Raw genomic sequence first — 18512 nt, 5'->3', positions numbered from 1 at the left:
TCACTCTCCTGTTTCTAAAATACAAAGAAATTGCAGCGCGGCGGGGCCGTCCGGGCCGGTCCAGCGCAGGTAGCAAAGCTTGCCGCTGCGGCTCAGGGTCAGGCTGCGCAGGAGCGCGGCACGCGCCTCAGGGGACATGAGGTCCGGCGCCTCCTCCTGAGGCGGGATCAAGCCGAGTGCACGCGCCTCCGTCAGCGCCTCCGGATCGCCGCTCAGCCGCAAAGCAGTGGCCGTGACCGTGATCCGGGTGTCGGCACTGCACGGATCGGATAGATCGGGGTCCCAACGCAGCCAGAGCGCACCGAATTCCGATTGGATCTCGAGGCTGCTCAGTGGCGCCGGGCCGCCCCCGGGCGGGGTGATGCGCCATGATCCGATCCAGTCGGTTGGCGTCTCCGTGACCGGTCTCTCCGGGGAAACCGGCGCGGCAAAACGCACCGCAAGCTCGGGCGCCAGGAAACCGAAGCCCGGCGGCACGCCGCTGATCGCTGGGCAAATCAAGTCCCCGGCCCAAAGCGGCGCTGCGATCAGAGAGGCTATGATCCCCGGCCAGCGCATCACAACCGCCGGCAGCGGGCATCGAGCGTGATCATCTGGCTTTCGCCCACGTCATAGAGCCGGATCGAGCAAGCGACACCTTTGCGGGTCATTTCCAGCTCTTTCAATGCGCCAAAGACCATCTTGGTCAGCTGTGCCACCTCGCCTTTCGCGGCATCGGCCTGCATCTTGGCCTCCAGCTCGCGCAGGAAACTCGGGTCTGCGCGCAATATGCCGCCGTCGTCGATGTCAGCCGGAAAATTGATGAACCTTTTCCATTCACCGTTGCGGTTGCTGTAGAGCCGGAACATCAGCCTGCCATCGGCGTTTTCGACGCGGAACCGCAACACGGCCTCCGACAGGCTCTGCTGTGCCGAAGCGCTGTCGGCACTGAAATCGCTCAATTCCCAGAACCCCATCCAGTCGCCGTCCCCCGCCGCGAGCGGCGCCGGCTCGGCTGGTTGCGCGGGGTCCTCAGGGGCGTCGATTGCCACGGCGGGCGCAGCAACGAACAGATCGACCGTCGTGCCCTCGGGGGCCGGCTGGCCAATCCCGGGGGCGGTGGATTGCACGGTGCCGGGTTTCTCATTGCCGGTTGCCGGTTTGCCGGCCGACACCGTCCCGACTTCAAAGAACCCGTCCTTGCGGATCATGTCCTGCGCCTTGCCCGGTTCCAGCCCCTTCACCGGCGGCACCGGGCGCATCTCCGGCTCGGCCGGCGGCGCGGGGAGTGTAAAGGCCAGAGGCCGCAATGTCGTGAACATCGGGTACGGACCCGGCCCGGGCGGATCCGTGTCATAGAATGTGCCCGGCTCCTCGCCCTCGGGCGCGGGATGTCCGGCCGCTGCGGGGCCGGGAACAAAGCCCGCTTCGGCGAGGATACCCTGGGCCTGCGCCTCGGTCTTGGCCCCCGCGAGGCTCGGCACATCGATCATCGGACGCGGGCCGATCACGGTCAGCGAGACCGCCGACCCCATCGCCGCGGGGCGTCCGGGTCCTGGCACGGCGGCATGGACGAAGCCGGGTTTCAGCTCCAGCCGATCCGCCGGAATCCGTTTCCCCACGACCCCGTTCAGCCCGGCCTCTGCCAGGGCGCTGAGCGCCTTGGCCTCGGTCAGCCCGAGGATCGCCGGCACGGTGGCGAGTTCGGGTTCCTCCTCGGGCTCAGGCTGCGGGCCGGTCACGGTCAGAGCGACCCCGGTCCAGACCCGGACCGGTTCCCCGGGCGCGGGAGCGCTGTCGACGACGATACCTTCGGGCTCATCGGCTTTCGGCGGCACCCGGGTTGGCGCACCGAGGACGAAAAGCCGCGCCTCTTCGAGCGCCCGCACCGCCTCGGAGGTGGGCAGACGCAGGATGTCGCGCGGGACCGCTGTCATCTGGCAATGTTCGGGGAGACCCGCCGTCATCCGGTCGAGCTCCTGCTCCAGCTGCGGCTGTGCGACCATGTGGCAGGCGCCGCTGTCATAGCGCAGGCCGGGATGCGTGCGCATCTCCTCGCGCAATGCGGCAATTTCGCGATCACGTTCGCCGGTCTTGCACGCCATGTGCAGGCCGCGAATGCGGTCCAGTCGCGCCCAATAAGCGGCGGAGCGCGTGCGAGCCTCTTGCGCCAAGGCCGCGACAAGCTCATCGGTATGTGGCAGAGCATCCTCCCCCGCGCCGTAGAAAGCGGGACGACAGGAAAAACGGGTGCCGTTCGCAAGCGCCAGCGCCTCGGTCAGCGGATCGAGTTTCCGGCAGCTGGCCGCCGTCGGAATCGCCTTTTGCGCCGTATCGAAGGCCGTGCGATACGCTTTGCGCCGCGCCGCGAAGGTTTTCGCCTCGGGAGGCAGGTCACGGTCGAGCTGTTCCAGCTCGGTATAATGGTCCTCGAACTGCTCCAACAGCCGCATCTTGCTCTCGAGGGCATCGACCAGAAGATCGAATTCCTCATGAAAGTTATTTCCAGAAATCTCCTGGAGAGGCAGGCGAAAGGTGTAGCTGTGATGCCGCAGGTTGCGCTCCGCCTGACGGTAGGCATGGCCGGCTTCAACGCAGGCGTCATAGGTCGCCGTGCGGAGGTTTTCCAACTCCAGAGCTGCCGCGTCGTACTCACAGCGCTCGCGGTAATAGCCCAGCGCCAGAACGTGTTTGTAGCGCTTGGTGAGAAGCGTATCCAATATCCGCCCGCCGACATCCGTATGATAGAGCGCCGCAAGTTCGAGATTGCGCTCGCGCGCCGACATCAGCGTCGTCAGAAAACTGTCCGCATCGGCCGCGCGCAGCTGGCTCAGCCCCTTCACAAGGCCATACCAATTGGCGACGCTGATCCCCGCGTTCACGACCGACTTGTAATCGTCCTTTTGATAGGCGTTGAGCGTGGAGTCGGCATCGATGAAAGTGTTCAGCACACATTGCGCCGCGTCGATCTTCAGATCATCGAGCATGCCGATAGTGACGGCGGGATTGTCCTTCAGGTGCAGGATATATTTGCTGTATTTGCGCACCTGTTCATCGGAACCACAATTGGCGAGCGCGGCCTTGCCGACCCTGAGCGGGTAGAATTCGGCTTCCAGCGGATATGGCGACGGCATGCAGTCGGGGTTTACCTTCCGGACAGCGTTTTCAAAGGCTTCGAGCTTGCTGCTCGGAAATCGCTCGTTGAACGTATATCCGTTTCCGGCCACCGCCATGACGGGCATGAGAAGCACGGCCAGCCATATCAGCAACCGAGCGATCATGGTGGGCTCCCTTCGGCCAGGAACCACCCTGCGACCCAGCCGCGTATGCCGCGATAGCTGATGTCACACCACACCCGTTTGCGGGCCTTCTCGCGCTCGGCGGGGCTTGCCGCCTGCCACTGCGCATAGCTCATCTGATTGATGCAGCCGTGATTGAGAATACCGTCGCCATAGGGCGGGATCGCACCGATCTTCGCGGCGCGCGCTGTCGGGGCGGCGCGGATGTTGAGCACATCGTTCGACGCCACATCGACGACCCGGAAATAATCCGGCCCATCCGCCTCGGCCCAAGCCGCCCCCACCCAAACCGCGCCAGCCAGAAAAAGCGCCGCTATGGCGCTAATACCCTTGAGATCTCCATTCCAAGTCACGTTCATGCTCCAGATCCGCCGCAAAGAGACTGAGACAGGTGTCGCTGTATCTTGCACCCGGGTAGACATCGACGATCCTGAACCGGATCACCCGATGGGTGTCGGGCTGGTTGCCCGGCAGGGTGATGGTGATCGGGGTGGCGGTATCGGGCAGTTCGACCAGCACCGGCGCGGCACGGTCGGTCGAAATCTCCGCCAGGCGCACACGCCCGTTGGCAAAGAACGCCTTGTCCGATTTGGCGTAGCCGTTGCGGATCATCACCTGCCGGAAGGCGCCGGCCCCCTGCAGGCGCAACGTCACGCTCTCCCCAATGCCGACCCCGGGCACGCCCTCGCACCAGGCATTGCCGGACCCGTCGAACAGATTGGCGGGGCCATAGCGGTTTCCCGCCTGCGGTGGCAGGACCGAACTGACACAGATCCGCATATGATCCACCAATTCCGTGGCCGGGAAATCCGCACAGGTCTCGGCCTGTGACGCCGTCGCAAAAAGGGCTGCGAGCAGTGGCAAAATCAATCTCGGACGCATCGCCCCGCCTCCTGTCTCGCGCATCAAGCGCTGCTTTTTTATGATAGACGAAAACGCCTGATTTGGCCAGAGCGCGCGCCCGTTCCGGCGCTTGTTCCGGATCGGACGCCGGGATATATTGTGACGTTATTACTGTTAAAAATCAGAATGATAAGCAGAACCCCAAGCCAGACACAGAGAAAAGATGCGCGTATTTGCCGCGCGTCTCAGGGCGCAGGCCATCGGCACTGGGCCCCGCGCCGGGGCGGAAATGAACACGGACTTCCCGGTCGTCTCCGTTGGTTACGGATGGACATTCTGACCAATACCGTCAAGCTGACACCCCGGAGCCCTCTGCAGAAGGCCCCGAGGTGGAGACCGACCAAGACCTGACCCAGAGCGCATCGAGAAAGACAGCCGCTGCGCATGGACACGCAAGGAAGATCATGAACGAGTTGCACAGAACAGAACGGACCGCACAGACGGAGATCCCGACGACCATTCAGGTCTGCGAAACCGATGTCCCGCTTCGCGTTTTTGCACGTGATGACGCTCTGCGAGACGACCTGTGCCTGGCCATTGTCACCGGGGTCGAAGGCCCGTCCTATCGCCCGCTTGGTGCCGCCATGGTGATTTCGGAAACCGGTCACCACTGGGGCACGCTATCCTCGGGCTGTATCGAGGATGATGTGATCCTGCATGCGCGCGGGGCTTTGGCCTCGGGGCAGGGAAAACGCCTGCGATATGGTCGGGGCTCTCCCTTCATGGATCTGCAACTGCCCTGTGGCGGCGGCCTCGACATCACGCTCATTCCGAGACCGGAGCCCCTCGTCATCACCGACGCCCTGGCCGGCCTGAGCGCGCGCCGACCGATCCGCGTCACCATCACCAGGGACAATCGCCTCGTGAGCGGACGCCTGGCCCGCGGGGCGCAAACCGGAGGTCAGACCTTCGAGCTCCACCCCCGTCCTCGTCTGGTGATTTTCGGCAAGGGGCCGGAAGCCCGCGCGCTGTTCGAAATGGCCAATGCCACAGATATCGAAGCCGTCTTGTACAGCCCGGACATAAATCCTGAAACCGAAGCCACGCCACAGGCCTATCCGTTCACCGGCCCGGGCTGGCCGGATACGGTGAAACTGGACGCACGCTCTGCGGTGGCATTGTTCTTCCACGATCATGACAAGGAGCCACCCCTGCTCGCTCACGCCCTGTCGAGCCCCGCCTTTTACGTCGGCGCGCTCGGCAGTGCCGCGGCGCATGCCACACGCGAGCGCGCGCTGGCGGCCCTCGACCTGCCATGGGAGCGGATCGACAGAATGGTCAAACCCTTCGGCCTCGTCGCCCATGCGCGCGCGCCACATGCGATCGCCGCCGGGGTTCTGGCGCAGGTTTTCGAATATGCCAAACTCGACTGAGAACCGCCTGGAGGAAGGCCGCCCGGAGCCAAGAGCGCGCGCCGTGATCGTTCTCGCCGCCGGGGCGTCGCGCCGGTTCGGACCGGAGGACAAACTGCTCGCCCACCTTGGCGATAGCCCCCTGGCCAACGCGGCTTTCACCCTTGCCGCCGGCACCGAGGCGGCACAGCGCTTGGCGATTGTCGCCTCGGATGAGGTGGCCGATCTCGCAGCCCGCGCGGGGTTGGCGACCGTCAGGCTGGCGGCAGGCGGCCCGCAATCCGCAAGCCTGAAAGCCGGGCTGCACCGGCTCGCGCCGGGGATCGGCGAGGTGCTGATCCTGCTCGCGGATATGCCCTGGGTCGCACGGGGAGATATTGACGCACTGCTCGCCAGAGGGGCACCGGCCTGTGCCCGGATCGGCCCGGCACGCCTGCCCCCCGCATTGCTCCCCGCGCGCTGGGTCCCGGAAATCCTCCGGGTCGAGGCGGATCAGGGCGCACGGTCCTGGCTCAGCCGCATTCCGACGGACCACTGCCTGGCCTTGCCGGAAAATCACCTGCGCGACATCGACCGCCCCGAGGACATGCCCCGATAGAGCCCGAGCAACCGCGCTCAGAGGGGCTGGACGGATTTATACTGACGCTGATGCCAGACCAGGGGCCGCGCCGTGCGATCCAGACCAATCCTGGTGAGTCCCCCGGCGAACAGGATATGACTGTCCAGCTCGATCTCCCCGATCACACTGCAGTCCATCGCGGCCACGGCGTGTGCGAGCCGCGGGTGCCCCGACGGCCAATCGCCCCATGTGCCCTGCTCGAAACGATGCTCCTGCGGGACCTTGCCGGCAAAGCCATCGGCGATGGCCTGTTGCCCCTCAGCAAAGATGGCAAAGGAAAAGCCGGCACGCTTGCGGATCAGCGCCGCGAGCGGCGCGCTGGCATCGATCGAAACAAGGATCGCAGGCGGTTGCGCGCTCAGGGAGAAAGCCGCCGTCACCGTCCTGCCGAGCCGCAGCCCCCCGTCAGCCGCGGTCACCAGACAGGCGGTCGCCGCCAGCGCCGCCATGGCATCGCGGAAATCCGTCATCTCGACATCGCTTTCAAACGTCGGGTCCAATATCGGGCTTTGCAAAAGGCTCATGAGCCGCTCCCCGGATTGGGCGAAAACAATGTCTCGAACTTGTTGGGCACGCCATCCATCTCCTTGGCATTTTCCGGTGGCACCCCGATCTGGGTGATCACCGGCCATATCTCTGCGTATTTTCGGTTCATCTCAACCCATTGTTCGACATCCGGCTCAGTATCGGGGCGGATCGCGTCGGCCGGGCATTCCGGTTCGCAAACTCCGCAGTCGATACATTCGTCCGGGTGGATCACCAACATGTTCTCACCTTCGTAGAAACAGTCTACCGGACAGACTTCGACACAGTCCATGTGTTTGCAGGCGATACAGTTTTCGAGCACGACATAGGTCATCGGGAAAGCAGTCTCTTGATGCGCAGAGGAAAATACCCCGCCCGCGGAGGACGCGAGCGGGACTGGTCAGCCGGATTGGAGAGCGTCGTCCGATCAGACCAGATTTCGGTCAGGCCAGTTTCGGTCAGGCCAAGTTGGCCTCGGCGAATTCATAATTCGCGAGATTGTCGAGGAAGTTGGTGGTGTAATCCGGGCGACGATTGCGGAAATCGACGTAATAGCTGTGCTCCCAGACATCGAGACCGAGAAGCGCCGTGCCCTCGCCGGTGGCGAGCGGGTTCACCCCATTGGGCGTTTTGGTCACGGCGAGCGCGCCATCCGCTTTCTGGATCAGCCAGGCCCAGCCAGAGCCGAATTGCCCGATCGCGGCGGCTTTGAACGCGGCCTTGAACGCATCGACCGTGCCGAAGGCTTCGGTGATCTTGGTCTCCAGCTTGCCCGGAATGCCGCCGCCATTGGGCGACAACGCGTTCCAGAAATGGATGTGGTTCCAGTGCTGGCCGGCGTTGTTGAAAATCGGCGCGCGGGCATCGTCGCCATAGGTCAGCGCGATCACCTCCTCGAGGCTCTTGCCCTGCAGGTCCGCATTGGCCTCGACGAAGCCGTTCAGCGCTGTGACATATGCCTGGTGATGCTTGTCATGGTGCAGCTCAAGCGTTTCCTGGCTCATGCCGCGCGCGGCCAAAGCTGCGTGAGCGTAATTCAGGGCGGGAAGTTCGAAACTCATGTGCATCTCCTTTCAGGGGCTTGCGAAAACGCGGCCACCACGATATTAAAACAAGTATTCGCTTTGAAAAACATTGGGCGCAATATGTCAAGCGACGACTTGGAAAAATATCGCGCAAAATATTGCCTAGACAAGCCCGGCACCGAAAACCGTCAGGAGGACACCGCTTTGGAACAGACATCCTGGTCACCCCGCGCGCCCTCAGAGCGCATCCTAATGATCCTCAAGATGCACGGGGCAATGACCTCGGCCCAGGTTGGCAAACAGCTGCAAATCACCGGGGAGGCCGCACGCCAACAGCTCGCCCGGCTGCTCGAAGACGGTCTGGTCAACGAAGAGCGCCGCGCCGCCGGCCGCGGGCGCCCGGCGGTCTATTGGCATCTGTCGGACAAGGCACAGTCGCGGTTCCCGGACACCCATGCTGCGCTGACGGTCGAGATTCTGAACAACATTTCCGATGTGCTCGGACCGCAGGCGCTGGAACGGATCATTGCCGCCCGCGAGGCCGGCACCGAAGCGCTCTACCGCAGTGCCATGAGCCAGTGCACCGACCTGCCCGCACGGGTGCGCAAACTGGCCGAGCTGCGCAATGACGAAGGCTATATGGCCACGGTCGAGGAGCCCGGCGACGGCACCTTGCGCCTGATCGAAAACCACTGTCCGATCTGTGCTGCGGCAAGCGTGTGTCAGGGGTTTTGCCGGGCCGAGATGGAGGTGTTCAATGCCGTGCTCGGTGCGCATGCCAAAATCGAACGCGCGGAACATATTCTCGGCGGCGGGCGCCGCTGTACCTATGTCATCTCCGAAGCTGAACCCGCCGACCTCGCACGGCCGGACCCGCACGGATGAGCCTTCGATCATCCCCATGCGCCTGACCGAATATTTCGACCTGTCCCACCGCAACAGCTTCGGCTTTTCCTCCCGCGCCCGCTATGGCGCGGAGGTGACGCGGGCGGAGGACATTCGCGACCTCGCCCGCCTCTCGAAGCGGCTCAACCTGCCGCTCCACCTGCTTGGCAGTGCGAGCAATTGCCTTTTGCCCGACCGGCTGCACGCGGTGGTGGGCGTGATGGCGATCAAAGGCTGGTCCGTGGACGACAGCCCCGGGGATCACGTCAGGGTGACGGCGCAGGCCGGCGAAGACTGGTCCGATCTGGTCGCGCGGCTGACGGCGCGGGACATCGGCGGGCTGGAAAACCTCGCGGGCATTCCCGGCACGGTCGGCGCGGCCCCGGTCCAGAACATCGGCGCCTATGGCATGGAGCTTTCCGATGTTTTCGAGAGCTTGCAAGCCTATGACCGCAGGGCGGACAGCATGATCACGCTGGGCAAGGCGGACTGTCGCTTTGGCTATCGTCACAGCCTGTTCAAAGACGCGCCGGGCCGCTACCTCATCACTCAGGTGACCTTGCGCCTGCCCCGCCCGTGGCACCCCGTTCTGAGCTATGTCGGGCTTCGCGATCTGCCCGCGCCGCAAACACCCGAGACGATCCTAGAGGCGGTTCTGGCGCAACGTGCGGCGAAACTTCCGGATTGGCGGGTGCTGGGCAATGTCGGGTCGTTCTTTCACAATCCCATCGTCACGCAGGAAACTCTACGCTCCCTCCCGGAGATGCCCGCACATCCGACCCCGGATGGCGTCAAACTCTCTGCGGCCTGGCTCATCGATCACTGCGGGTTGAAAGGCCTACGGATCGGCGATGCCGGCATTCACACCGGCCATGCCCTGATCATCGTCAACCACGGGCGTGCGACCTTGCCAGAGGTTCAGGCCCTGGCCGATCAGGTGATCCGGCGGGTGCGCGCCAAATTCGGTGTCACCCTGGTGCCGGAACCTGTGACGCTCGGATAGAGGCCCCCAATCCGCAGGCCGCTGCGTCACCGCCAATCCACCGCAATCACGACGACCAGATGAGCCAGCCCCTCTCTCAGGTCAAACGGCCATCTTTCCCAAAACTCTGACGACGCTCAATCAGCAGCTTCACCAGAAATCTCGAGAATCCTCCTGACGTCGGAAAAGCTGAGCCGGACGGGATTGGCCTGTGTCGATGACGCCGTCAACGCACGTTGCGCCATGTCATCCCAGAGCGGGGCAGCGCAATGCAGCTCGGCGAGAGAGGCCAGCCCCTGTGCATCGATAAACGCCCGAGGCGATGTTCCGAACCCGTCGCGCAGCCAGCGGTCGACCTCATCGCAACGCGCCACCGACATCCCTGCCCTTGCCAGTGCGGCGCGGTTCACCGTCAGGGCAGCAGGTAAAAGCCGCCCGCAGATGGCGCCATGCGCGCCGCCGCGACTGCCGATGACGGCGGCCAGGCCGTGCACGATGCCAAGCCCGGAATTGGCAAGCGCGAGGCCGCTCAGATAACTGGCCTTGGCCATGGTGTCGCGCGCGACCGCATCCTCGCCCGCCATCAACAGGCGCAGCGCGGCGGCGGCGGCGGCAATCATCCCGCGCGCGAGCGCATCGGTGACGGGGTTGGCGCGGTTCGACAGGTAGCTCTCGATCAGCTGGGTCAACGCATCGAGCCCGGTGGCGAGCGTCAGGTCTTTCGGCAGGCCATCTGTGAGCGAGGCATCCACCACCGCCAGATCCGGCACGAGGCGCGGGTCGCGCAGGCTGATCTTGAGCCCCTGCTCCGGCACGCCGATCACCGCATTACGGGTGGCCTCTGCCCCGGTGCCCGAAGTGGTCGGGATGGCCACGAAGGGAAGCGGCGTGGCGAGTTTCGGGGCGGCGCCATCTCCAAGCCCCAGATGATCCATCACATCGCCTTCGGAGGGGCAAAGGCCGGAAATCGCCTTGCCGAGATCGATCACCGCGCCACCTCCGACCGACACCACACAATCGGCCCCGGCCGCGCGGGCCTGTGTCACGCCGTCCCGCACCTGATCAGCGGTCGGTTCGCCCCGTGCCGTCACCACCGTGACGCTCAGGCCAAGCGTTTCGAGCTCTGCACGCAGCGCATCGGCCCAGGCGACCGAGGCACTGCGCAACAAGAGGACGCTCTGCCCCATCTCGCGCACCAAAGCCGCGACCTGATCCTTGGCGCCGCGCCCGATCAGACTGCGCGCGGGCGCGGTAAAGGCGATGTCGGCGACCGGAGCGGCGGCGAGGCTTTCGGCAAGCCCGGACATCAGAACCGCATCGTGGCGTCGACGGCGCGCGCCCAGCTGTCGCATTTGGTTTTGCGTGTGTCCGCGTCCATATCCGGCTCGAACGTGCGGTCGAGTGCCCATGTGGCGGCAAACCCGTCCATGTCCGGATAGACGCCGGCGCGCTGACCGGCGAGCCAGGCCACGCCCATCGCCGTGGTCTCGAGCACTTTCGGGCGATCGACCGGCGCGTCGATGATATCGGAAAGGAATTGCATGGCGAAATCCGAGGCGCTCATGCCACCGTCGACCCGGAGTGCGGTGGTGGCTTCGCCCTGCCAATCGGCATGCATGGCCTCGAGAAGATCGCGGGTCTGATAGCCGACGCTCTCGAGTGCTGCGCGGGCGAATTCCTCCGGCCCGGAATTGCGGGTCAGGCCAAAGACCGCGCCGCGACATTCGGCATTCCAATAAGGCGCCCCCAGCCCGGTGAAGGCCGGCACCAGCACCACGTTCTGGGTCGGATCGGCCTTTTCTGCCAGGGGCTGTGTCTCTTTCGCCTCACGGATGATCTTCAGCCCGTCGCGCAGCCATTGCACCACGGCACCGGCGATAAAGATCGAGCCTTCGAGCGCATAGGTCGTCTTGCCCCCGATGCGGTAAGCGATGGTGGTCAAAAGCCGGTTTTGCGAGCGCACCGGCGTCTCGCCGGTGTTCAGAAGCGCGAAACAGCCGGTGCCATAGGTGGATTTCACCATGCCCGGCTCAAAACAGGCCTGACCGATGGTGGCAGCCTGCTGGTCGCCGGCGATGCCGCGGATCGGGATCGGGCGACCAAAGAGATCGGGGCGGGTCTCGCCGAAATCGGCGTCGCAGTCGCGCACCTCGGGCAGCATCGCCATCGGAATGTCGAAGCGTTCGCAAATCGTCGTCGACCAGCGCCCTTTTCGAATATCAAAGAGCATGGTGCGCGCGGCATTGGTGGCATCGGTGGCATGCACCGCCCCGCCGGTGAGTTTCCACACCAGCCAGCTGTCGACCGTACCAAACAAAAGCTCGCCCTTTGCCGCACGGTCGCGGGCGCCCTCGACATGATCGAGGATCCATTTGAGCTTGGTGGCGGAGAAATAAGGATCGAGCAAAAGCCCGGTCTTTTCGGTCACCACCTCCTCGAACCCGTCGGCTTTCAGGTCCTTGCACAGATCCGAGGTGCGCCGGTCCTGCCAGACGATCGCACGGTGGATCGGCTGTCCCGTCAGCCTGTCCCAGACCAGGGTCGTCTCGCGTTGATTGGTGATGCCGATGGCGGCGATGGCACTGGCATCCCCCCCGGCCTTCTCGATCACCGCCCGACAGGTGGCGGCGGTGGTGGCCCAGAGATCGGACGGATCATGTTCGACCCAGCCGCTTTGCGGGAAATGCTGTTCGAATTCTTCCTGCGCCGTATGGGCGACCGACAGGCGGTCGTCGAACAGGATGGCGCGGGTCGATGTGGTGCCCTGATCGATGGCGAGAATATAGGTCAAGGGTGTCCTCCCGGAAGGTCTTTCGGCGAATTCGCTCTGCTCGGTCATAGGCTAGGCCATGAGCGCATGACGGAAAAGAGCAGCGAGCCGGAACAGGGGACGGTTGCGTGTCAGATGAAAAGAGGGCGGGGAAATCCCCGCCCCCTCGATCATCGCAAAGGCTTACTGCCAGGAGGCCACGAGTTCGTCATAGGAGACGGTTTTCGGCTCCTCACGCTCGTTCTCGATCGCCGGTTTCGGCGAACCCGCCATGGCGAGCCATTCGGAGGCGTCTTTCTCGTCGTTCATGACCGGGCCCAGGTCGCCCTGAATGCCGGCACGTTCGAGACGTTCCATGACCTTCTCCATGTCGGCGCAGAGGCTGTCGAGCGCATCCTGAGCGGATTTCGCCCCGGACATGGCGTCGCCGATGTTCTGCCACCACAGCTGGGCCAGCTTCGGATAATCCGGAACATTGGTGCCGGTCGGCGACCAGCGCACACGGTCCGGCGAGCGGTAGAACTCGACGAGACCACCGAGTTTCGGCGCACGATCGGTGAAGCTGTCATGCTGGATGGTGGATTCCCGGATGAAGGTGAGGCCGACATGGGCTTTCTTCACATCCACGGTCTTGGACGTGACGAATTGCGCATAAAGCCATGCCGCCTTGGCACGGTCTTCCGGCGTGGATTTCATCAGCGTCCAGGAGCCCACGTCCTGATAGCCGACTTTCATCCCGTCTTCCCAATAGACACCATGCGGGCTGGGGGCGAGACGCCATTTCGGCGTGCCGTCGCCGTTCATCACCGCCGGGCTGTCGACAAGAGGTGCAACGAAGGTGGTGTACATGAACATCTGTTGCGCGATATTGCCCTGACCCGGAACCGGGCCAGCCTCGGAGAAGGTCATCCCCATCGCGGCGGGCGGCGAGTATTTGTTCAGCCAGTCGATGGCTTTCTCGACCGCATAGACCGCTGCCGGGCTGTTGGCGGCACCGCCACGCGACATGCAGGCGCCGACGGGCTGGGAGTTCTCGTTCACACGAATGCCCCATTCGTCGACCGGCAGGCCATTGGGCTCACCCTTGTCGCCCATCCCGGCCATGGACATCCACGCATCGGTGTAGCGCCAGCCCAGAGACGGGTCTTTCTTGCCGTAGTCCATGGAACCGTAGACATCGACGCCGTCGATGTTGCGACCGGTGAAGAACTCCGCGATGTCCTCATAGGCCGACCAGTTGACCGGCACCCCGAGATCATAGCCGTATTTCGCCTTGAAGTCGGCCATGATCGCCGGATCGGTGAACCAGTCGTAGCGGAACCAGTAGAGGTTGGCGAATTGCTGGTCGGGCAGCTGGTAGAGCTTGCCATCCGGCGCGGTGGTGAACTGGGTGCCGATGTAGTCGTCGAGATCGAGACCCGGGTTGGTCACATCTGCGCCTTCACCCGCCATCCAGTCGGTCAGGTTGCGCACCTGTTGATAGCGCCAGTGCGTGCCGATCAGGTCGCTATCGTTGACATAGGCGTCGTAGATGTTTTCGCCGGACTGCATCTGGGTCTGGAGTTTCTCGACCACATCGCCTTCGCCGATCAGGTCATGAGTGATCTTGATGCCGGTGATTTTCTCGAAGGCGGGTGCGAGCACCTGAGATTCATACTCATGCGTGGTGATGGTCTCGGAGACCACTTTGATTTCCATGCCGGCAAACGGCTGCGCGGCATCGACGAACCACTGCATTTCGGCTTCCTGATCGGCGCGCGACAGCGCCGACTGATCGCCGATCTCGGCGTCGAGGAACGCTTTCGCCGCCTCCATGTCGGCAAAAGCAGGCACGGACAAAAGGCCGAGCCCCAGCGCCAGTGCGGTTGTTGTCTTGAGACGATGGTTCATTGGTTTCCTCCCTATGTGAACCTTGTTGTTCGGTGTTTTCGGTCTCGCCCGGGTCCTCCTCAGACCCAGCGAAACACGATGGCAGCAAAGATCAGGCACACCACCAGCGCGAGCGCCTGGGTGGTGCCGACGAGGCCAAGCCACGCCAGATTGATGAAGGCCGAGCCCAAAAGCGTGATGAACAGCCGATCCCCCCGCGTGGTCTCGATCCCCAAGACGCCGATGCGTGGCGTTTCAGGAAATTTGATCGCCAGCACGGTGAAGATCACCAGAAGCGTTGCGATCGTTGCGAAGAATGTGGCGGTCGGCCAGGTCCATGCCATCCAGTCCATGTCTTGATCCTCCTTTGATCAGACCCGCCCGAGGGCAAAGCCCTTGGCGATGTAATTGCGGACAAACCAGATCACGAGCGCGCCCGGCACGATGGTGAGTACCCCTGCGGCGGCCAGCACGCCCCAATCGACACCTGCGGCACCGACGGTGCGGGTCATGGTGGCGGCGATGGGTTTCGCATCGACCGAGGTCAGCGTGCGCGACAACAGCAGCTCGACCCAGGAGAACATGAAGCAGAAGAACGCAGCCACACCGATGCCCGAGGCGATGAGCGGCATGAAGATCTTCACGAAGAACCGTCCGAAGCCGTAGCCATCGATATAGGCGGTCTCGTCGATTTCCTTCGGCACGCCGCGCATGAAGCCCTCGAGGATCCAGACGGCGAGCGGCACGTTGAACAGACAATGCGCCAGCGCCACGGCGATATGGGTGTCGAACAGCCCGATCGAGGAATAGAGCTGAAAAAACGGCAGGGCAAAGACGGCGGGCGGTGCCATGCGGTTGGTCAGAAGCCAGAAGAACAGGTGCTTGTCGCCCAGGAAATTGTAGCGCGAAAACGCATAGGCGGCGGGCAGCGCCACGGCCAATGAGATCACCGTGTTCATCACCACGTAGATCATCGAATTGACATAGCCCATGTACCACGCCTCGTCGGTGAGGATGGTGATGTAATTGGCGAATGTCAGATCGCGCGGCCAGAGCGAGAAACTGCCCAGGATCTCGGCATTGGTCTTCAGGCTCATGTTGATCAGCCAGTAGATCGGCAGCATAAGGAACAGAAGATAGAGCGTCATCACCACGGCGCGGCTGTTCACCTTGGGCAGGCTGCGCGGCTTGGTGGCGGCGGGTGTGTGGGCGGTTGCGTCCGTCATCTTACATGCCCTTTTTGTCGAGGTTGACCATCACGGTGTAGAACACCCACGAAATCAACAGGATCACGAGGAAATACATCAGCGAGAAGGCGGCAGCGGGTCCGAGGTCGAACTGGCCCAGCGCCATTTTCACCAGATCGATGGACAGAAGCGTCGTCGCATTGCCCGGACCACCGCCGGTGACCACGAAAGGCTCGGTGTAGATCATGAAACTGTCCATGAAGCGCAGCAGAATGGCGATCATCAGCACGCCCATCATTTTGGGCAACTCGATGAAACGGAACACTTTCCAGCGGTTCGCCTGATCGATCCGCGCCGCCTGATAATAGGCGTCGGGAATGGATTTCAGCCCGGCAAAGGCCAGAAGTGCCACGAGCGAGGTCCAGTGCCAGACATCCATGACGATGATGGTGATCCAGGCGGAAATCGTGTTCTGGGTGTAATTGTAATCGATGCCCAGCGCCTCGAGCGTGTAGCCCAGCAGGCCGATGTCGACGCGACCGAAAATCTGCCAGATCGTGCCCACCACGTTCCATGGGATCAACAGTGGCAGCGACATGACCACGAGGCAGAAGGATGACCAGAAGCCGGATTTCGGCATGTTGAGCGCGACGAAAATGCCCAAGGGTACTTCAATTGCGAGGATGATGCCCGAGAACATCAGCTGACGCTGAAGCGCGTTCCACATGCGCTCGTCCGAGAGCATTTCCTGAAACCATTCGAGCCCGGCCCAGAAGAACTGGTTGTTGCCGAAGGTGTCCTGCACGGAATAGTTGACCACGGTCATCAGCGGGATCACGGCGGAAAACGCCACGAGGATCAGCACCGGCAGAACCAGGAACCAGGCTTTTTGATTGGTGGTTTTCTGTTGCATCACGCGGCCTCCCCGCTTTCGGGCGTCACACGCCAGTCATTCGCATAGACATTGACCTTTGCCGCATCGAAGGTGACGCGGTTCATGTCGACACGCACCGGATCGTCCTCGCCGGCGATGATATTGATGTCCTGACCGAAGAACTCGGCGCGGATGATCTTGTGACGGCCGGCATCTTCGACACGGCGCACTTTGACCGGCAGGCCCTCCCCTTCGGTGAGGCGCGCGAATTCCGGACGCACGCCGATCTCGACCTTGCCATCAAGCGCGCCATAGCCCGCGCCAAGCGCCACTTCGGAGCCGTTGATATAGGCCGTTGTCCCCACCACCTTGGCGGGAATCACATTCATCCCCGGCGAGCCGATGAAATAACCGACGAATGTGTGGGCCGGACGTTCGAACAGCTCCTCGGGCGTGCCGATCTGCACCACGCGGCCGTCATACATGACGACAACCTTGTCGGCGAAGGTCAGCGCCTCCGTCTGGTCGTGGGTCACGTAGATCATCGTGTGACCGAAATCGTGGTGCAGCTTCTTGAGCTGGGTGCGGAGCTCCCATTTCATATGCGGGTCGATCACGGTCAGCGGCTCATCGAACAGAAGCGCGTTCACGTCCTTGCGCACCATGCCACGGCCCAAAGAGATCTTTTGCTTGGCATCCGCACCAAGTCCGCGCGCCTTTTTGCGCAGCATGTCTTCCATGCCGATCATGCGCGCGATTTCCTGAACGCGCTCGGCAACATAGCTCTCATCGCGGCCCCGGTTGCGCAGCGGAAAGGCCAGATTGTCATGCACGGTCATCGTGTCGTAGACCACGGGAAACTGGAACACCTGAGCGATATTGCGTTCGGCGGTCGGCGCGTGGGTGACGTCCTTGCCGTCGAACAGGATGCGCCCCTGCGAGGGCATCAAAAGCCCCGAGATGATGTTCAGAAGCGTGGACTTGCCACAGCCGGAAGAGCCGAGAAGCGCATAGGCCTCGCCGTCTTCCCAGTCGTAATTGAGTTCCTTGAGCGCGAAATCCGCCTCGGAGCCCGGGTTCGGATTGTAGGAATGCGCGAGATTGTCGAGGGTAATTCTTGCCATGATCGCGCCTCCTCACGCCGCCATCGCGTAGGCGGCGGGCGCGACGAGCCCCCCGTCTTCGCCGAACACATAGACGTGGCGCGGGTCGAGCCAGACCTCGAGCGCGGCACCGATCTCGAGATCGTGCACCCCGTGGATCAGCCCGACCCAACGCGCACCGTGGTGATCGAGATGAACAAAAGTCTCCGAACCGGTGAGCTCGGTCACATGCAGGTGCGTGGTGAACTTCATCGCATTTTCTGTATGTTGCAGAATTTCCAGATGGTTCGGACGGAACCCGGCCATATAGCGCCCGTCCGGCAGCTCGGCGAGCTTGCCCGTCGCCACGGTGCTCTGCCCGTCGCCGAACATCAGCCGCTCACCAGTCTTGGAGATCTGCAGGAAATTCATCGGCGGATCGGAGAACACCCGCGCCGTCGTGGCATCGACCGGCTGGCGGTAGACCTCGGGCGTCGGCCCGAATTGCGTCACGCGGCCCTGCCAAAGCGTCGCCGTATTGCCCCCCAACAAAAGCGCCTCTTCCGGCTCCGTCGTCGCGTAGACAAAGATCGAGCCGGAGGCCTCGAAAATCTTCGGGATCTCGACCCGCAACTCCTCGCGCAGCTTGTAATCGAGGTTGGCAAGCGGTTCATCGAGAAGCACCAGCCCGGCATTCTTGACCAAGGCCCGCGCCAGAGCACAGCGCTGCTGCTGCCCGCCCGAAAGTTCGAGCGGCTTGCGGTCGAGGAAGGGCGTGAGCTTCATCAGATCCGCGCTCTCGCGCACACGGCGGTCGATCTCGGCCTGATCCACGCCCAGGAGCTTCATCGGCGAGGCGATGTTGTCATAGACGCTCATCGACGGGTAGTTGATGAATTGCTGATAGACCATGGCGACGCGGCGATCCTGCACGCGCATGCCGGTCACATTCTGGCCCTGCCAGAAGATCTTGCCGCTACTCGGCTGATCGAGACCGGCCATCAGCCGCATCAGCGAGGTCTTGCCCGACAGGGTCGGGCCCAAAAGAACATTCATTGTTCCTTTTTCGAGCGTAAGATCGGTGGCGGCGATATGCACCTGCCCCTCCACGATCTTCGATACGCCCTTCAGTTCCAGCGTCATAAGGTCCTCCTCCCCGCG

The 18512-nt window shown here is 63.1% G+C and carries 19 protein-coding genes; 4 read left to right on the top strand and 15 right to left on the bottom strand.

All coding sequences use genetic code 11. The annotated features are described in order from the left end of the window. From BM151_RS16875 to BM151_RS16860, 4 genes are read right to left on the bottom strand one after another with little or no spacing between them, the layout of a single operon-like run. Positions 1-558 carry a hypothetical protein gene (locus BM151_RS16875; protein WP_090061917.1) on the bottom strand — a complete coding sequence of 186 codons (558 nt, stop codon included), beginning with the start codon at positions 556-558 and terminating at the stop codon, positions 1-3. Then, positions 558-3260 (bottom strand): PASTA domain-containing protein, encoded by a 2703-nt coding sequence (locus tag BM151_RS16870; protein ID WP_090061916.1) that lies wholly within the window; start codon positions 3258-3260, stop codon positions 558-560. The genes BM151_RS16875 and BM151_RS16870 overlap by 1 nt, the downstream gene beginning before the upstream one ends. Continuing rightward, entirely contained in the window at positions 3257-3631 is a 375-nt protein-coding gene (locus tag BM151_RS16865; protein WP_143093122.1) for an SH3 domain-containing protein, read from the bottom strand. Before BM151_RS16865 ends, BM151_RS16870 begins: the two co-directional genes overlap by 4 nt. Beyond that, a complete protein-coding gene (locus BM151_RS16860; protein ID WP_143093121.1) occupies positions 3600-4184 on the bottom strand; it encodes an NADase-type glycan-binding domain-containing protein in 585 nt (194 codons plus the stop codon). The genes BM151_RS16865 and BM151_RS16860 overlap by 32 nt, the downstream gene beginning before the upstream one ends. A 401-nt stretch (positions 4185-4585) precedes the next feature. Here BM151_RS16860 and BM151_RS16855 point away from each other — a divergent pair, with 401 nt between their 5' ends. Both BM151_RS16855 and BM151_RS16850 read left to right on the top strand, forming a co-directional pair. Then, positions 4586-5554 (top strand): XdhC family protein, encoded by a 969-nt coding sequence (locus BM151_RS16855; protein WP_090061913.1) that lies wholly within the window; start codon positions 4586-4588, stop codon positions 5552-5554. Between the two features lie 43 nt (positions 5555-5597). Further along, positions 5598-6131 (top strand): NTP transferase domain-containing protein, encoded by a 534-nt coding sequence (locus tag BM151_RS16850; RefSeq protein ID WP_177213197.1) that lies wholly within the window; start codon positions 5598-5600, stop codon positions 6129-6131. Between the two features lie 17 nt (positions 6132-6148). Here BM151_RS16850 and BM151_RS16845 read toward each other — a convergent pair whose 3' ends face one another. From BM151_RS16845 to BM151_RS16835, 3 genes are all read right to left on the bottom strand, one after another. Beyond that, positions 6149-6676: a flavin reductase family protein gene (locus BM151_RS16845; RefSeq protein WP_177213196.1), complete on the bottom strand. Its 528-nt coding sequence runs from the start codon at positions 6674-6676 to the stop codon at positions 6149-6151. Then, on the bottom strand, positions 6673-7011 hold the full coding sequence (gene fdxA, locus BM151_RS16840) for a ferredoxin FdxA (protein WP_090061910.1): 339 nt from the start codon (positions 7009-7011) through the stop codon (positions 6673-6675). The genes BM151_RS16845 and fdxA overlap by 4 nt, the downstream gene beginning before the upstream one ends. Positions 7012-7135: 124 nt before the next feature. Next, positions 7136-7738 carry a superoxide dismutase gene (locus tag BM151_RS16835; protein ID WP_090061909.1) on the bottom strand — a complete coding sequence of 201 codons (603 nt, stop codon included), beginning with the start codon at positions 7736-7738 and terminating at the stop codon, positions 7136-7138. Between the two features lie 216 nt (positions 7739-7954). Between BM151_RS16835 and BM151_RS16830 the strand changes: the two genes are divergently transcribed. Together BM151_RS16830 and murB are read left to right on the top strand one after the other, a co-directional pair. Then, positions 7955-8587: a helix-turn-helix transcriptional regulator gene (locus BM151_RS16830; RefSeq protein WP_090061998.1), complete on the top strand. Its 633-nt coding sequence runs from the start codon at positions 7955-7957 to the stop codon at positions 8585-8587. Next, positions 8532-9590: a UDP-N-acetylmuramate dehydrogenase gene (murB, locus tag BM151_RS16825; protein WP_218151384.1), complete on the top strand. Its 1059-nt coding sequence runs from the start codon at positions 8532-8534 to the stop codon at positions 9588-9590. Before BM151_RS16830 ends, murB begins: the two co-directional genes overlap by 56 nt. A gap of 116 nt (positions 9591-9706) precedes the next feature. On the opposite strand, the gene BM151_RS16820 is transcribed toward murB, so the two are convergent. From BM151_RS16820 to BM151_RS16785, 8 genes are all read right to left on the bottom strand, one after another. Next, complete coding sequence (locus BM151_RS16820) at positions 9707-10876, bottom strand: iron-containing alcohol dehydrogenase (protein WP_177213194.1); 1170 nt, start codon at positions 10874-10876, stop codon at positions 9707-9709. After that, positions 10876-12360, bottom strand: coding sequence for a glycerol kinase GlpK (gene glpK / locus BM151_RS16815; protein WP_090061906.1), 1485 nt, complete (start codon positions 12358-12360; stop codon positions 10876-10878). The genes BM151_RS16820 and glpK overlap by 1 nt, the downstream gene beginning before the upstream one ends. Positions 12361-12522: 162 nt before the next feature. Then, positions 12523-14229: an ABC transporter substrate-binding protein gene (locus BM151_RS16810; protein WP_090061905.1), complete on the bottom strand. Its 1707-nt coding sequence runs from the start codon at positions 14227-14229 to the stop codon at positions 12523-12525. Positions 14230-14288: 59 nt separating this feature from the next. Continuing rightward, complete coding sequence (locus tag BM151_RS16805) at positions 14289-14561, bottom strand: DUF2160 domain-containing protein (protein ID WP_090061904.1); 273 nt, start codon at positions 14559-14561, stop codon at positions 14289-14291. An 18-nt stretch (positions 14562-14579) separates the two neighbouring features. Then, positions 14580-15434 carry a carbohydrate ABC transporter permease gene (locus BM151_RS16800; RefSeq protein ID WP_090061903.1) on the bottom strand — a complete coding sequence of 285 codons (855 nt, stop codon included), beginning with the start codon at positions 15432-15434 and terminating at the stop codon, positions 14580-14582. A gap of 1 nt (position 15435) precedes the next feature. After that, entirely contained in the window at positions 15436-16308 is an 873-nt protein-coding gene (locus BM151_RS16795; RefSeq protein WP_090061902.1) for a carbohydrate ABC transporter permease, read from the bottom strand. After that, positions 16308-17393, bottom strand: a complete 1086-nt coding sequence (locus tag BM151_RS16790) for an ABC transporter ATP-binding protein (RefSeq protein ID WP_090061901.1) — start codon at positions 17391-17393, stop codon at positions 16308-16310. The genes BM151_RS16795 and BM151_RS16790 overlap by 1 nt, the downstream gene beginning before the upstream one ends. Positions 17394-17405: 12 nt before the next feature. Further along, positions 17406-18494 (bottom strand): ABC transporter ATP-binding protein, encoded by a 1089-nt coding sequence (locus BM151_RS16785; RefSeq protein WP_090061900.1) that lies wholly within the window; start codon positions 18492-18494, stop codon positions 17406-17408. Positions 18495-18512 lie beyond the last annotated feature (18 nt).

This window comes from Celeribacter neptunius, assembly GCF_900113955.1.
GTDB lineage: Bacteria > Pseudomonadota > Alphaproteobacteria > Rhodobacterales > Rhodobacteraceae > Celeribacter > Celeribacter neptunius.
This window is presented reverse-complemented; position numbering and strand designations above follow the sequence as displayed.

Excerpts from the sequence above, each read along its gene's own strand:
- fdxA (WP_090061910.1), bottom strand. The coding sequence starts at position 7,011 with ATGACCTATGTCGTGCTCGAAAACTGTATCGCCTGCAAACACATGGAC.
- murB (WP_218151384.1), top strand. The coding sequence starts at position 8,532 with ATGTCATCTCCGAAGCTGAACCCGCCGACCTCGCACGGCCGGACCCGC.
- BM151_RS16835 (WP_090061909.1), bottom strand. The coding sequence starts at position 7,738 with ATGAGTTTCGAACTTCCCGCCCTGAATTACGCTCACGCAGCTTTGGCC.
- BM151_RS16805 (WP_090061904.1), bottom strand. The coding sequence starts at position 14,561 with ATGGACTGGATGGCATGGACCTGGCCGACCGCCACATTCTTCGCAACG.
- BM151_RS16870 (WP_090061916.1), bottom strand. The coding sequence starts at position 3,260 with ATGATCGCTCGGTTGCTGATATGGCTGGCCGTGCTTCTCATGCCCGTC.
- BM151_RS16795 (WP_090061902.1), bottom strand. The coding sequence starts at position 16,308 with ATGCAACAGAAAACCACCAATCAAAAAGCCTGGTTCCTGGTTCTGCCG.
- BM151_RS16810 (WP_090061905.1), bottom strand. The coding sequence starts at position 14,229 with ATGAACCATCGTCTCAAGACAACAACCGCACTGGCGCTGGGGCTCGGC.
- BM151_RS16790 (WP_090061901.1), bottom strand. The coding sequence starts at position 17,393 with ATGGCAAGAATTACCCTCGACAATCTCGCGCATTCCTACAATCCGAAC.
- BM151_RS16785 (WP_090061900.1), bottom strand. The coding sequence starts at position 18,494 with ATGACGCTGGAACTGAAGGGCGTATCGAAGATCGTGGAGGGGCAGGTG.
- BM151_RS16830 (WP_090061998.1), top strand. The coding sequence starts at position 7,955 with ATGATCCTCAAGATGCACGGGGCAATGACCTCGGCCCAGGTTGGCAAA.
- BM151_RS16855 (WP_090061913.1), top strand. The coding sequence starts at position 4,586 with ATGAACGAGTTGCACAGAACAGAACGGACCGCACAGACGGAGATCCCG.
- BM151_RS16800 (WP_090061903.1), bottom strand. The coding sequence starts at position 15,434 with ATGACGGACGCAACCGCCCACACACCCGCCGCCACCAAGCCGCGCAGC.
- BM151_RS16820 (WP_177213194.1), bottom strand. The coding sequence starts at position 10,876 with ATGTCCGGGCTTGCCGAAAGCCTCGCCGCCGCTCCGGTCGCCGACATC.
- BM151_RS16845 (WP_177213196.1), bottom strand. The coding sequence starts at position 6,676 with ATGAGCCTTTTGCAAAGCCCGATATTGGACCCGACGTTTGAAAGCGAT.
- BM151_RS16860 (WP_143093121.1), bottom strand. The coding sequence starts at position 4,184 with ATGCGCGAGACAGGAGGCGGGGCGATGCGTCCGAGATTGATTTTGCCA.
- BM151_RS16875 (WP_090061917.1), bottom strand. The coding sequence starts at position 558 with ATGCGCTGGCCGGGGATCATAGCCTCTCTGATCGCAGCGCCGCTTTGG.